We start from the raw sequence: 13,775 nt of genomic DNA, 5'->3' as shown, positions 1-13,775 counted from the left end.
AACCACGAAAGGAAGTTGGAGCGCAGAACTCCCACTCCGAGTCTTCGTCAAACTCCCTGGGGGTATGGGTCCCGGCCTTCGCCGGGACGACGGCTGCGTTTGTGGTTTGCTTTTAGGCCAAATCTTACGTCGGCGACACTGCACCCTTCAGCGCCGCTGCCTTCGGGGCGGCACCGCGCGTCAGCCTGGCCTTTTCCGTGTTCGGCCAGAGCAGGAGCAGGCCGAGCAGGCCGGAGCCGACCATGATCACGGCGTTGATGGTGAAGCCGGTCATGTAGCCGTCGAGCATGCTGCCGGCGCGCTGGATCACGGTGCCCATCACGGCGGGCGCGATGATGCCCGAGAGCGTGTAGAGCGCGCCGTAGATTGCCAGGATCGCGCCGCGCTGCGACGACGGCGTGAATTCGCCGAGCATGGGCGGACAGACGACGTAGATCGCGCCGCACAGGCCCGTTCCGACCACGAGCGAGGCGAGCTGGAGGCCGGCGCCCTGGACATGCGGCATCGCCGCCAGGATCAGGCCGCCGACGATCAACGGGACCGAGCCGAGCACGCCGCGAGCGACGCGCGTGGTCGAGCCACGGGCCATCATCAGTTGCGAGATCCAGCCCGTCAGGATCACGATGGTGGCGCCGAACACCCAGGGCAGGGTCGAAATCCAGCCGGCCTGGCTCTGCGAGAAGCCGAGGCCCTTGATGATGAACGGCGTGAACCAGGTCAGCCCGAGCGACAATGCCCAATAAGCCCCGAAGGTCGCCGCGACGCAGCCGACGAAGGTGCGCGAGGTGAGAAGCTGAAGATAGGGAATTTTCGTCTCGGTGACGGCAAGGGTCTGCGTGTCCTCCAGCGGCCCCTCCTTGCCGAGCGCGAGCCAGGCACAGACCCAGATCAGGCCGACGACGCCGAGCGCGCCGAAGGCGTAGTGCCAGGAGTGATTGACGATGACCCAGTTCAGCGCCGGCACCGCCAGGATGACGCCGAAGGCCGAGCCCTGCGACAGGATCGCAGTCGGCAGCGTGCGCTTCTCGTCGGGGAACCATTTGTAGATGGCGTGCGCGGCAACCGAGAAGGCCGGGCCTTCACCGGCGCCCAGCACGATGCGGCAGACCAGCAGCGTGGTGAAGGAGACGGTGCCGACCATCGGAAACTGCGCCAGCGCCCAGACCACCGCGAGCGACAGCAGCACCCAGCGCGTCGGCACCTTGTTGACGATGAAGCCGACCACGATGGCCGAGATCGAGAACAGGAAGAAGAATGAGGAGCCGAGCAGGCCGAATTGCTCCGGAGTGAGCTTGAGGTCCGCCATGATCGGCACGCCGGCGAGGCCGACGACGATCTTGTCGGCAAAGTTGACCAGCATGAACAGAAACAGCAGAAAGGTGACCGTCCAGGCGCCCTTTGGCGTTTCCCCGGATGTCGTCGTCTTGCCCGCCACCATGGGCGTTCCCTGAGCGCTCATCGTTCTCCCCGTGTCTTTTTGGCACTTTTTTGATTTGGCCGTTGTTGGAGCTAACAACGGCTTCGACGGCAACGCAACCCCGGCATTTCCGCAGCAGGTGTGCTACGCAGCATTTCCGTTAATTCCGTCCGGCGCCATTCATCGTGCTGAGCATCCGAAATCTCTCCAAGACGTTCTCCTCGGCCGCCGAACCGGTCCACGTGCTGCGCGGCGTCGACCTCGACCTCAAGGCCGGCGAACGCGTCGCGCTGACCGGCGAATCCGGCAGCGGCAAGAGCACGCTGCTGCACCTGATCGCCGGGCTCGACGCCGCCGACGGCGGCTCGATCCGGATGGCGGACATCGAGGTCACCACGCTGTCGGACGCGGGGCGCGCGAGCTTGCGGCGCGACCGGATCGGCCTCGTGTTCCAACAGTACAACCTGATCCCGAGCCTGTCGGTCGCGGACAATCTCGCTTTCCAGGCGCGGATCGCCGGCCGGCATGACGCGGCCTGGTCCAGGGAGCTGATCGAACGGCTCGGGCTCGGCACCCTCCTGACGCGCTATCCCGAGCAATTGTCCGGCGGCCAGCAGCAGCGGGTCGCGATCGGCCGGGCGCTGGCGACAAAACCCTCGCTGCTGCTCGCGGACGAGCCGACCGGCAATCTGGATGAAGCGACCGCCGAGGACGTGCTGGCGCTGACGCGCGACCTCGTCACGCGCACCGGCTGCGGCTTCCTGATGGTGACGCACAGCCTGCATCTGGCCGCTACGCTCGACCGCCATCTCACCCTGCATGCGGGGCGGATCACATGAAGCGCGCGCTGTGGGTCCTCGCGGTGCTCCTGAGCCATTGGCGGCGGCACAGGATGCAGTTCGCGACGCTTCTGATCGGGCTGATCGCCGCAACCGCGCTGTGGAGCGGCGTGCAGGCGATCAACCAGCAGGCCCGCAACGCCTATGACCGCGCCGCCGCGACGTTCGGCGGCGTACGCACGGCGATGCTGGTCGCGCCTGATACCGCGACCTTTTCGCAAGACCTGTTCGTCAGGCTCCGCCGCGCGGGCTGGCCGGTCTCGCCGGTGCTGGAAGGCCGCGTCCAGATCAACGGACGCTCGGTGCGGCTGCTCGGCATCGAGCCGGTCACGCTGCCGGTGGATGTCGGCAACGCGCCGCGCCTTGGTGCCTCGGATCTGAGCAGCTTCGTCGCGCCGCCCGGCCGGACGCTGGTGGCGAAGGAGACGCTGAGCGATTTGCAGGAGCAGGAAGGCGCGGCGCCGCCGATCAGCAGCGGCGCAAAGCTGCCGCCGCTGCACGTGCAGCCGCAGCTCGTGCCCGACGTGCTGGTGGTCGATATCGGCGTGGCGCAGAAGCTCCTGAACAAGCCGGACCAGGTGTCTCGCCTCCTGATCGGCAAGCCGAAGGGCAAGCCCGCGCCGCTGGCGAGCGTCGTCGGTGACCGGCTGCAACGGATCGAGCCGAATGCGGAGACGGAGCTGGAGCGCCTCACCGACAGTTTTCATCTCAACCTCACCGCCTTCGGCCTGTTGTCGTTCTTCGTCGGCCTGTTCATCGTCAACTCGGCCGTCGGGCTCGCCTTCGAGCAGCGGCTGCCGATGCTGCGCACGTTGCGGGCCTGCGGCGCCTCGGCGCGGCTGGTCAATACGGTGCTGGTGATCGAGCTGGTGGCGCTGGCGCTGGTCGCCGGACTAATCGGGCTCGTCTGCGGCTATTTCATCGCGGCTGCGCTGTTGCCCGACGTCGCGGCGTCGCTGCGCGGGCTCTATGGCGCGCAGATCCCGGGGCAGCTCACGCTGCGGCCCGAATGGTGGCTCGCCGGCATCGGCATCAGCGTTGCCGGCGCGCTCGTTGCGGCGGCGACCAGCCTGATCAAGGCGATCCGGATGCCGGTGCTGGCCACCGCGCAGCCATACGCCTGGCAGCAGAGGCAGCGCCGCTGGCTGATCCTGCAAAGCGTTGCGGCGTGCACGGTGTTCGCGGTGGCGCTGCTGCTGCTTCACTATGGCGAGTCGCTGATCGCAGGCTTCGGCGTGCTGGCGGCGTTGATGCTGGGCGCGGCGCTGATCCTGCCGGCTTTCCTCGACATCATCCTGCGCGCGGGCCAGCGCGGCGCGCGAGGGCCGCTCGCGCTGTGGTTCTGGGCCGACAGCCGGCAGCAGCTCTCCGGGCTGTCGCTCGCGCTGATGGCGCTGCTGCTCGCCCTCGCCGTCAATGTCGGCGTCTCCACCATGGTGGAAACGTTCAGCCGTACCTTCATCGGCTGGCTCAACGGACGGCTCGTGGCCGACGTCTACATCAGCGCCTCCGACAATGCGCAAGGTGTCGCGATCCGCAACTGGCTGAAGGAGCGCAGCGAAGTCCAGGCGATCCTGTCGGGCGGCCGCGCCGAGACGCAAGTTCAGGGCCAGCCGGTGGAGCTGTTCGGCCTTCCCGATCACACGCTCTATCGCGAGCGCTGGCCGCTGCTGGAGACTGCGCCGCGCGCCTGGACCCGGCTCGTGCCGGGCAATGCCGCCTTCATCAGCGAGCAGTTGAGCCGGCGGCTGAACGTTCGCGTCGGCGACGTCGTCGAGGTGCCGGCGCCGGGCGGGACCTGGGAGCTCGATATCGTCGGCATCTATGCCGATTACGGCAATCCCAAGGGACAGCTCGCCGTGAACGTCGCGGCGCTGATCCGGCAATTTCCGCAGACGCCGCAGACGCGGATCGGGCTCATTGTCCCACGAGACAAGATTCCGGGCCTGATCACGGCCTTGCAGAAGCAGTTTGCGCTCGACGACCGCAGCGTTGCCGACCAGGCGACGGTGAAGGCGGAGTCGATTCGCATCTTCAACCGCACCTTTGCGGTGACATCGGCGCTGAATGCCTTCACGCTCGGTGTCGCCGGCATCGCGCTGCTGACCAGCCTTTTGACGCTGGCCAACTCCCGCCTGCCGCAGCTTGCGCCGCTGTGGGCGATGGGCATCACGCGGCCACGCCTCGCCGCGATCGAATTGACCAAGACGCTGTCGGTGGCGCTGTTCACATCACTATTGGCCGTGCCGCTCGGGCTGCTCGTGGCGTGGTGCCTGATCGCGATCGTCAACGTGAAGGCGTTCGGCTGGCGGCTGCCGTTCCATGTGTTTCCGCTGCAACTCGTCGAGCTGGTCGCGGTCGCGCTGGTCGCCTCGCTGCTTGCCGCAGCGCTGCCGGTCGCGCGGCTGGCCCGGATGCAGCCGGCGAACCTCGTCAAGGTGTTTGCCAATGAGCGCTGACAAAATCTCGCGGCGCGCGTTTGCCGGCGGCATTGCCGCGCTCGCTCTTGCGCGCCACGCCGGCGCGCAGGGCTATGCCGGGCTCGGCGAGACCGCCGACGGTTTTGCCAAGGTGACGCCGGGGAAGATGTTCGCCTTCCCCGCCGATCACGGGCCGCATCCGGAGTTTCGCATCGAGTGGTGGTATCTCACGGCAAACCTCGTCGACAGCCGGGGCGCACCTTGCGGCCTGCAATGGACGCTGTTCCGCCAGGCGGCACAGCCGGGACCGCAGGGGGAAGGCTGGGCCAATCAGCAAATCTGGATGGCGCATGCCGCGGTGACGCGCGCCGACACCCATCGCTTCAACGAGCTGTTTTCGCGCGGCGGGATCGGGCAGGCCGGCGTCACGGCACAGCCGTTCGCGGCGTGGATCGACGATTGGGAGATGAAGGGTCTCGAGCGCACCGACGATCGCACTTTGGCGCCGCTGACGCTGAAGGCGTCCGGCACCGATTTCAGCTATGCGCTCACATTGGAGGCCGATCGTGCGGTCGCATTGCAGGGCGATGGCGGCTTCAGCCGCAAGTCGGAGCGCGGCCAGGCCTCCTACTATTACAGCCAGCCGTTCTACCGCGCGCGCGGCACGCTCGCCATCGACGACAAGCCGGTCGATGTGTCGGGGCAGGCCTGGATGGACCGCGAGTGGAGCAGCCAGCCGCTCGACGCCGACCAGACCGGCTGGGATTGGCTGTCGCTGCATCTTGCGTCCGGCGACAAGCTGATGCTGTACCGGCTGCGGCAGAAGGACGGCAAGGACTATCCGTTCGGCAACTGGATCACCGCCACCGGCAGCACACAGATGATCGCGGGCAACGACATCCAGATGATGCCGAAGGCAACAATGGAGGTTGCGGGGCGCAAGCTGCCGGTGGAGTGGCAGATCGCGATCCCCTCACGCTCGTTCTCGATTTCCTGCAAGCCGCTCAATCCAAAGGCCTGGATGGGGACCGGCTTCTCCTATTGGGAAGGGCCGATCAGCTTTGCCGGCACGCATGACGGTGTTGGCTATCTCGAGCTGACCGGGTATTGAACCGCGACATCCTCGAAGGGACCAGCGATGTATCACCTCACCGCCCTCGTCACGCTGCTGGCGATTGCATTCTATTTCGCCACCTGCATCAACGTCGCGCGGTCGCGCGACAAGACCGGCGTGAAGGCCCCGGCGATGTCGGGCCACCCGGATTTCGAGCGCGCCTTCCGCATCCAGATGAACACGCTGGAATGGATGCCGATTGTCCTGCCCTCGCTGTGGCTGTTCGCGATCTACATCAGCGATCCCATCGCAGCGGCGATCGGCGCGGTCTGGATCGTCGGCCGCATCGTCTACTTCATCGGCTATTCGAAGGCGGCCGCAAAGCGCAGCGCGGGCTTTGCGATCCAGGGCATCGCTGCCGCTGCGCTGTGGGCGGGGGCGATCGGGGCGGTGGTGCTGCGGATGGTGTGAGCCGCGAACTGCGGCCACACCCTCGGTGTCGTCCTGGCGAAGGCCAGGACCCATAACCACAGGACGTGGTTATGGGCACGATCATGGCCACAGCTTGTTTCAACAATTGCGAGCCGGGGTAATGGGTCCTGGCTTTCGCCAGGACGACATCGCGCTTTTAGAACTGCCCTCGCCTCACTTCGTCAGCGGGCAGCCGCTGTCCTTGGCGGTGAAGAACGCCTTGTCGCCGGGGACGGTGGCGAGCAGCTTGTAATAGTCCCAGGGCTTCTTCGATTCCGACGGCTTCTTGACCTCGAACAGATACATGTCGTGGACCATGCGGCCGTTCTCGAGCACCTTGCCTTTAGCGAAATCGTCGTCGACCGGCAGCTCCTTCAGCTTCTTGGCGACGGCATCCGGATCCTTGGTGCCGGCGGCCTTGACCGCCTTGAGATAGCTCAGCGTAGCGGAGTACGTGCCGGCGTGGATCATGCTCGGCATCCGCCCGGTGCGCTTGAGGAAGCGTTCGCCGAGATTGCGGGTGCGATCGTTGAGATCCCAGTAATAGCCCTCGGTCAGCACCAGGCCCTGCGCGGCCTGCAGGCCGAGGCCGTTCACCTCGGCGAGCGTCATCAGGAGGCCCGCGAGCTTCTGGCCGCTGGCGACGATGCCGAACTCCGACGCCTGCTTGATCGAGTTGGTGGTGTCGAGGCCGGCATTGGCAAGGCCCACGATCTTCGCCTTCGAGCTTTGCGCCTGAAGCAGGAAGGAGGAGAAGTCCGACGAATTGAGGGGCACTCGGACCTGGCCGACCACCTTGCCGCCATTGGCGGTGACGATCTCGCTGGTGTCCTTTTCCAGCGCGTAGCCGAAGGCGTAGTCCGCGGTCAGGAAGAACCAGGTGTCGCCGCCGGCCTTGGTCAGCGCACCACCGGTGCCGACGCCGAGCGCGCGGGTGTCATAGGCCCAGTGGAAGCCGTAGGGCTGGCAGGCATCGCCGGTAAGACGCGAGGTCGCGGCACCGACGACGATGTCGATCTTCTTCTTTTCCTTGGAGAGCTCGTGGATCGCGAGCGCGACCGAGGAGGTCGTCAGCTCCGTGATCATGTCGACGTTCTCGACGTCGTACCAGCGCCGTGCGATCGAAGTCGCGAGATCAGGCTTGTTCTGGTGGTCGGCGGTGACGAGCTCGATCTTCTGGCCGAGCACCTCGCCGCCAAAGTCCTCGATCGCCATCCTGGCGGCTTCGACCGACCATTTGCCGCCGTAGTCGGCATAGACGCCGGACTGGTCGTTGAGGATGCCGATCTTGACGCCTTGCGCGGACGCCGGCGCCGCCAGCAGCAGGGCCGAGGCTGCGACGGCGGCCAAAAGGGCTGATTTCATGTGTTAGCTCCAAGCAGTGTTCTGTTTTGAAATCGCGCGGATACTAGTGAAGAACCCCGGCCCTGCCCATCCATTGCGTGTTGATCGTTAGTATGACGGGCACATCATAAAAAGCCGTCGTCCTGGACAAGCGCAGCGAAGCGGAGCGCAGATCCAGGACCCATTACCCCAGGGAGCAGTTTGGCGAAGACCGGTCGTCACAACCTGCTCGCGCCGCAACTTCTCCCTGGGGTAATGGGTCCTGGCTTTCGCCAGGACGACACCGGAGAAACATCATGTCGTAGTGGCCGACTTCTTGTCGCGCCGTCCCTCCGCCAGGTTCCGCACCACCACATAGAAGATCGGCGTGAACAGAAGTCCGAACAGGGTGACGCCGATCATGCCGAAGAACACGGCGACGCCGACGGCCTGGCGCATCTCCGAGCCGGAGCCGCTCGAGATCACCAGCGGCAGCACGCCGAGGATGAAGGCGAAGGACGTCATCAGGATCGGCCGCAGGCGCAGGCGGCAGGCTTCGATCACGGCCTCGAGCCGCGGCTTGCCTTCGTTCTCGATGTCGCGTGCGAACTCGACGATCAGGATCGCGTTCTTCGCCGCCAGTCCCACCAGCACGACGAAGCCGATCTGGGTGAGGATGTTGACGTCCTGGCCCATGATGCGCACGCCGATGGTGGCGGCGAGCAGGCACATCGGCACGATCAGGATCACCGCGAACGGCAGGGTCCAGCTGCCATATTGCGCGGCGAGCACGAGATAGACGAACAGCACGCAGATCGGGAACACGAGCAGACCGGCATTGCCGCCGGTGACCTGCTGATAGGAGAGGTCAGTCCATTCGAAGGTGAAGCCGCTCGGCAGAGTGTTGTCCGCGAGGTGCTTGATGGTGTTGAGCGCGGTGGTCGAGCTGGTGCCCGGCGCCGGCTCGCCCTGGAGCTCGGACGCAGCATAGAGATTGTAGCGTGCGACGCGATCGGGGCCGGAGACGTCCTTGAACTCGACGACGCTGCCGAGCATCACCATGTCGCCCGAGGCGTTGCGCGTGCGCAGCCGCGAGAGATCGGTGGGTTCCTTGCGGAACGGGAAGTCCGCCTGCGCGGTGACGTGATAGGTGCGGCCGAACAGGTTGAAGTCGTTGACATAGGTCGATCCGAAATAGGTCTGGATCGTGTCGTTGATGTTGGCGATGGGCACGCCGAGCTTCTGCGCCTTGGTGCGATCGATGTCGACGAACAGCTGCGGCGTGTTGGCCGTGAACGGCGAGAAAACCGAAGTGAGGGTCGGCGCCTTGCGCGCAGCGGCGACCAGCTCGTCGGTCGCGGCTGCGAGCATTTCGGGCCCGCGGCCCTGCCGGTCCTGGATGCGGATGGTGAAGCCGCCGCCGGTGCCGATGCCGGGCACGGCCGGCGGCGGAATCACGATGATGAACGCGCCCTGGATCGCCAACAGCCGCTTGCGCAGCTCGGCGGTGATGGCGTTCGCCGAGAGCCCTTTCTTCAGGCGCACCTCGGGCTCGTCGAACACCGGAAACAGTGCCGCCGCATTGCCGGCCTGCGTGCGCGTCGCACCCGAGAAGCCGGCAAAGGCCGCGACGCGGACGACGCCCGGCGTGTCCAGCGAAATCCGCTCGATCTCGCGCACGACCTCCGTGGTGCGCGTCAGCGAGGCCGCCCCCGGCAATTGCACGGAGATGATGACGTAGCCGCGGTCCTGCGCCGGAATGAAGCCCTGCGGCGTGGTCACGATCAGCCAGCCGGCGCTGCCGATAAGCACGACATAGACCAGGATCATCACCACCGAATGCCGGATCACGAAATTGGCAAGGCCGGCATAGCCATGCGCAAGACGATCGAACGTGCGGTTGAAGACGCCGGTGAAGGCGTTCCAGCCGCGCGCGATGACGTTCCAGCTCGCCGGCGGCCGTTTCTCCTCGTGCGGCGTCAGGATCTGCGAGGCCAGTGCCGGCGAAAGGGTCAACGAGCAGAAGCAGGAGATCGCGGTCGCAACCGCAATGGTGACGGCGAATTGCTGGAAGAATTGCCCGGAAATGCCGCCCAGAAATGCGGTCGGCACGAACACCGCGCACAGCACCAGCGCGATCGAGACCAGCGCGCCGCCGACCTCTTCCATGGTCTTCAGCGCGGCGTCGCGCCGGCTCAGGCCGTGCTCGAGATGCCGCTCCACATTCTCCACCACCACGATGGCGTCGTCGACCACGATGCCGACGGCGAGCACGAGGCCGAACAGCGTGAGATTGTTGATGGAGAAGCCCAGCGCCGCCATCACCGCGAAGGTGCCGACCAGCGACACCGGGATCGCGATGATCGGAATGATCGCGGGTCGCCACCCCTGCAGGAACACCAGCACCACGATGACCACGAGCAGCATCGCCTCGTAGATGGTCTTGATCAGCTCATGGACGGACTGCGCGATGAATTCGGTCGGATTGTAGCCGATATTGTAGTCGAGGCCTTTCGGAAAGCTCTCCTTGAGCTTCGTCATCGTGTCGGAGATGTTCTTGGCCGTCGCGAGCGCGTTCGATCCCGGCCGTTGCGTCACCAGCATCGCGACCGCCGACTTGCGCAACAGGAAGCTGTTGGTGGAATACGCCAGCGCCCCGAGCTCGATGCGGGCGACGTCGCGCAGGCGCACCGTGCGGCCGTCCGAGCCGGCCTTGATCAGGATGTCCTCGAACTGCTTCTGGTCCTTCAGGCGCCCGGTGAAAACGAGGTTGGGCTGGAAGGCACGATCGGCGATCGGCGGCTCGGCGATCTGGCCGCCCGCGATCTGCACGTTCTGGGCACGGATTGCCGCCAGCACCTCGGTCGAGGTCAGGCCGAGATTGGCTATCCGGTCCGGGTCGAGCCACAGCCGCATCGAATAGTCGCGTGCGCCGAAGATCTGGATGTCGCCGACGCCGTCGATCCGCAGCAGCTGGTCACGGACCTGGAGCAGTGCGTAGTTGGAGATGTAGAGCTGGTCGAAGCTGTCGTCGGGCGACAGCATGAACACGACCATCAGGATGTCGGGCGAGTTCTTGCGGGTGACGACGCCGTTGCGCTGCACCTCGTCCGGCAATTGCGGCTGCGCGATCGCGACGCGGTTCTGCACCAGCACCTGCGCCTTGTCGAGGTCAGTGCCGAGCTTGAAGGTGACGGTGATCGTCAGCTGTCCGTTCGAGGTCGCCTGGCTGTAGAGATACAGCATGTCCTCGACGCCGTTGATCTGCTGCTCGATGGGAGCTGCGACCGTGTCGGACACGGTCTGCGCGGAGGCGCCGGGATATTGCGTGGTGACGACGACCGTCGGCGGCACCACTTGCGGATATTCGGAGACCGGCAGCGTGGTGTAGGCCAGCGCACCGACGATCAGGAGCACGATCGACAGCACCATCGCCAGGATGGGCTGGTTGATGGAGAGACGGCCAAGGTTCATGACTTGTCACCGGGCTTGCCACCAGCCGGCGCCGGCGCGGCAGACGGCGTCACCTTGGCGCCGACGCGGGCCCGCTGGATCCCGTTGACGATGATGCGGTCGTCCGCCTTCAACCCTTCGCGGATCACCCGCAGGCCGTCGTCGATCGGCCCAAGCACCACCGGGCGCGCTTCGACGGTGTCATCAGGCTTGACCACAAACACGATCTTGCGAGACTGGTCGGTCGCAACAGCGACATCCGGGATCAGCAGCGCCTCATAGGGCGCGCTGCCGATCAGACGGACGCGGCCGAACTGGCCGGGCAGGATCGACAGATCGGTGTTCTTGATCACGGCGCGGCTGCGCAGGGTCCCGGTGGAGACATCGAGGCGGTTGTCGAGGAAGTTGATTGTGCCCTCATGCGAGGGCTTGGTCTCGCCGGCCAGCGTCACCTGCACCGGGTTGGCCGTATCGCGCGAGCTCGGGCGCCGGCCCTCGAACCACAGCTTGCTGTATTTGATGAACGTCGTCTCATCCATGTCGAAATAGACGTAGATCGGATCGAGCGCGACGATCGAGGTGAGCAGCGTCGAGGTGCCGGTATCGCTGCCCTGCACGAGATTGCCGGGGCTGACGAGATGGCGGCTGACGCGGCCCGTGAGGGGCGCGGTCACATGGGTGAATTCGATGTTGAGCTTGGCAGCCTTGAGCGCGCCCGCGGCCTGCACTTCCGCCGCGTGAGCCGCCTGCAAGGCCTGGCGGCGCTGGTCGACGACCTGCTCGGAGACGGCGCTGGTCTGCACCAGGTTGAGGCCGCGGTCGAGCTCGCGCTTGGCAAGCTCCACCTTGGCGCGCGCATCGGAGAGTTGGCCGTCCGCCTGCTCCGCCACCGCCTCGAACGGACGCGGGTCGATGACATAGAGCAGATCGCCCTGGTGCACGATGGCGCCGTCCTGGAATTCGACGGAGTTGACGAAGCCGCCGACGCGGGGGCGCACCTGCACCTCCTCCACCGCCTCGAAGCGGCCGGTGAATTCGTCCCAATCGGTGACGGTGCGCTTGACCGGCTGGGCGACCGTCACCGGCGGAGGCGGCGGGGCAGAGGCTTGCGGGGCCGGCTGTCCGCAACCGGTGAGCGCAAACGCCGCGGCGAGAAGGCCGGCGATGGCGTAAGGCCGCGGCCGAACGAAATCGTGCGTTTTGACAAATTGCTCGCTTCCATCCGGTCCGCTCATCCCAGGTCCTCGCATAAAAGCCGCAGAAAAAGCAGGGTGCGCGCCTACCCGCGGGGGACACAAGATGGGTTTCAATGATGAAATCTTCAAGACGGCAGCGCACACAACGCTCGGCAAGATGCTCTAGCCGGATGACGGGTTGACAGGGAGAGCCCCCTCACCCCAACCCTCTCCCCGCTTGCGGGGAGAGGCCGGATCGCATCGCAAGATGCGATCCGGGTGAGGGGGAGTCTCGGCGAGTCCGACTGTCACCTCCGTTGCGGAGAGCCCCCCTCACCCCAACCCTCTCCCCGCAAACGGGGAGAGGGAGAAGAGAAGCTAGCGTCTTCGCACATGACGGATGCCGGCCTCTCGGCTAGGATTATCTCTACAAAAACAAGACCAATTGTCCGGGAGGACAGGCGTGCACCAGGGACGTGTCGTTTACGGCGCGATCGAGGAGGTCGTATTCGGCCATCCTGCGGCAGGCGCCATCGTCGCGCAGATGGATCGGCTGGGGACGCGCCGTGCCTTCCTGATGGTCTCCGGCACGCTGAACCGACAGACCGACGAAATCGAGAAGATCACAGAGGCGCTGGGCGCGCGCTGCGCCGGCCTGTTCGACGCCATGCCGGCGCACACGCCGCGCGAGGCGGTCGTTGCCGCCGCCAATGCGGCCCGCGAGGCGGGCGCCGATCTGATCGTCACCGTCGGCGGCGGCTCGATCACCGACGGCGCCAAGGCGGTGCAGCTCTGCCTTGCCAACGACATCGACGATATCGACGGCATCGAGCGCATCCGCGTGCACAAGGGCGTCGCGCCGGAGATGAACGCGCCGGCCGTGCGCCAGATCAGCGTGCCGACGACCATTGCCGGCGGCGAGTTCAGCTCGATCGCGGGCGTGACCGACCGCAGCACGCATGTGAAGCAGATGCTGCGGCATCCGCTCACCGTGCCGCGCGCGACCATCCTCGATCCCGCCATCACCGTGCACACGCCGGAATGGCTGTTCCTGTCCACCGGCATCCGCGCCGTGGACCATTGCGTCGAGGCGATCTGCTCGCGCGAGACGCACCCTTATGCCGATGCGCAATCGGTCAAGGGCCTTGCCATGCTCGCCGACGCGCTGCCGCGGGTGAAGGCCGATCCTGCCGACCTCGACGCGCGGATGGATGCGCAGATCGGCACCTGGCTGTCGATGGGCGCGCTTGCGGCCGGCGTGCCGATGGGTGCGAGCCACGGCATCGGCTACGTGCTGGGGGCGGCCTTCGACGTGCCGCACGGCTACACTTCCTGCATCATGCTGCCGGCGGTGATGCGCTGGAACGCGCGCGACAATGCCGAGCGCCAGATGATCGTCGCCGCCGCCATGGGCTTTCCCGGCCACAATGCCGCCGATGTGCTCGATGCCTTCATCCGCTCGCTCGGCATGCCGCGCAGCCTTGCGGAGGTGCGCGTGTCGCCGGAGCATTTCGACGCCATCGCCGAACAGGCGATGCGCACGCCCTGGGTGCCGCGCAACCCGCGCAAGATCGACGGCCCCGCGCAGTTGCGCGAAATCCTGCTTCTCGCCGCATAACCTCA

At 66.1% G+C, this 13,775-nt stretch carries 9 protein-coding genes; 5 read left to right on the top strand and 4 right to left on the bottom strand.

Annotated features, from left to right (window positions below):
- Nucleotides 1-124 precede the first annotated feature (124 nt).
- Nucleotides 125-1,459, bottom strand: a complete 1,335-nt coding sequence (locus BM118_RS14665; RefSeq protein ID WP_092186278.1) for an MFS transporter — start codon at nucleotides 1,457-1,459, stop codon at nucleotides 125-127.
- Between the two features lie 143 nt (nucleotides 1,460-1,602).
- On the opposite strand from BM118_RS14665, the gene BM118_RS14660 reads away from it, so the two are divergent.
- From BM118_RS14660 to BM118_RS14645, 4 genes are read left to right on the top strand one after another with little or no spacing between them, the layout of a single operon-like run.
- Nucleotides 1,603-2,256, top strand: coding sequence for an ABC transporter ATP-binding protein (locus BM118_RS14660; protein WP_092186277.1), 654 nt, complete (start codon nucleotides 1,603-1,605; stop codon nucleotides 2,254-2,256).
- A complete protein-coding gene (locus BM118_RS14655) occupies nucleotides 2,253-4,715 on the top strand; it encodes an ABC transporter permease (RefSeq protein ID WP_092186276.1) in 2,463 nt (820 codons plus the stop codon). Before BM118_RS14660 ends, BM118_RS14655 begins: the two co-directional genes overlap by 4 nt.
- Complete coding sequence (locus BM118_RS14650; protein WP_092186275.1) at nucleotides 4,705-5,787, top strand: lipocalin-like domain-containing protein; 1,083 nt, start codon at nucleotides 4,705-4,707, stop codon at nucleotides 5,785-5,787. The genes BM118_RS14655 and BM118_RS14650 overlap by 11 nt, the downstream gene beginning before the upstream one ends.
- Before the next feature lie 27 nt (nucleotides 5,788-5,814).
- Entirely contained in the window at nucleotides 5,815-6,201 is a 387-nt protein-coding gene (locus tag BM118_RS14645) for an MAPEG family protein (protein WP_092186274.1), read from the top strand.
- A 174-nt stretch (nucleotides 6,202-6,375) separates the two neighbouring features.
- Here BM118_RS14645 and BM118_RS14640 read toward each other — a convergent pair whose 3' ends face one another.
- The 3 genes from BM118_RS14640 to BM118_RS14630 form a co-directional block, all read right to left on the bottom strand.
- On the bottom strand, nucleotides 6,376-7,566 hold the full coding sequence (locus tag BM118_RS14640; RefSeq protein WP_092186273.1) for an ABC transporter substrate-binding protein: 1,191 nt from the start codon (nucleotides 7,564-7,566) through the stop codon (nucleotides 6,376-6,378).
- A 273-nt stretch (nucleotides 7,567-7,839) separates the two neighbouring features.
- Nucleotides 7,840-10,998, bottom strand: a complete 3,159-nt coding sequence (locus BM118_RS14635; protein ID WP_092186272.1) for an efflux RND transporter permease subunit — start codon at nucleotides 10,996-10,998, stop codon at nucleotides 7,840-7,842.
- Complete coding sequence (locus tag BM118_RS14630; RefSeq protein WP_177234325.1) at nucleotides 10,995-12,212, bottom strand: efflux RND transporter periplasmic adaptor subunit; 1,218 nt, start codon at nucleotides 12,210-12,212, stop codon at nucleotides 10,995-10,997. The genes BM118_RS14635 and BM118_RS14630 overlap by 4 nt, the downstream gene beginning before the upstream one ends.
- Nucleotides 12,213-12,615: 403 nt before the next feature.
- Here BM118_RS14630 and BM118_RS14625 point away from each other — a divergent pair, with 403 nt between their 5' ends.
- Entirely contained in the window at nucleotides 12,616-13,770 is a 1,155-nt protein-coding gene (locus BM118_RS14625) for an iron-containing alcohol dehydrogenase (RefSeq protein WP_177234324.1), read from the top strand.
- Nucleotides 13,771-13,775 lie beyond the last annotated feature (5 nt).

It is taken from the genome of Bradyrhizobium sp. cf659 (assembly GCF_900113725.1).
Taxonomy (GTDB): Bacteria; Pseudomonadota; Alphaproteobacteria; order Rhizobiales; family Xanthobacteraceae; genus Bradyrhizobium.
The sequence above is the reverse complement of the archived record's forward strand: the minus strand, read 5'-3'. Positions and strand labels throughout refer to the sequence as shown.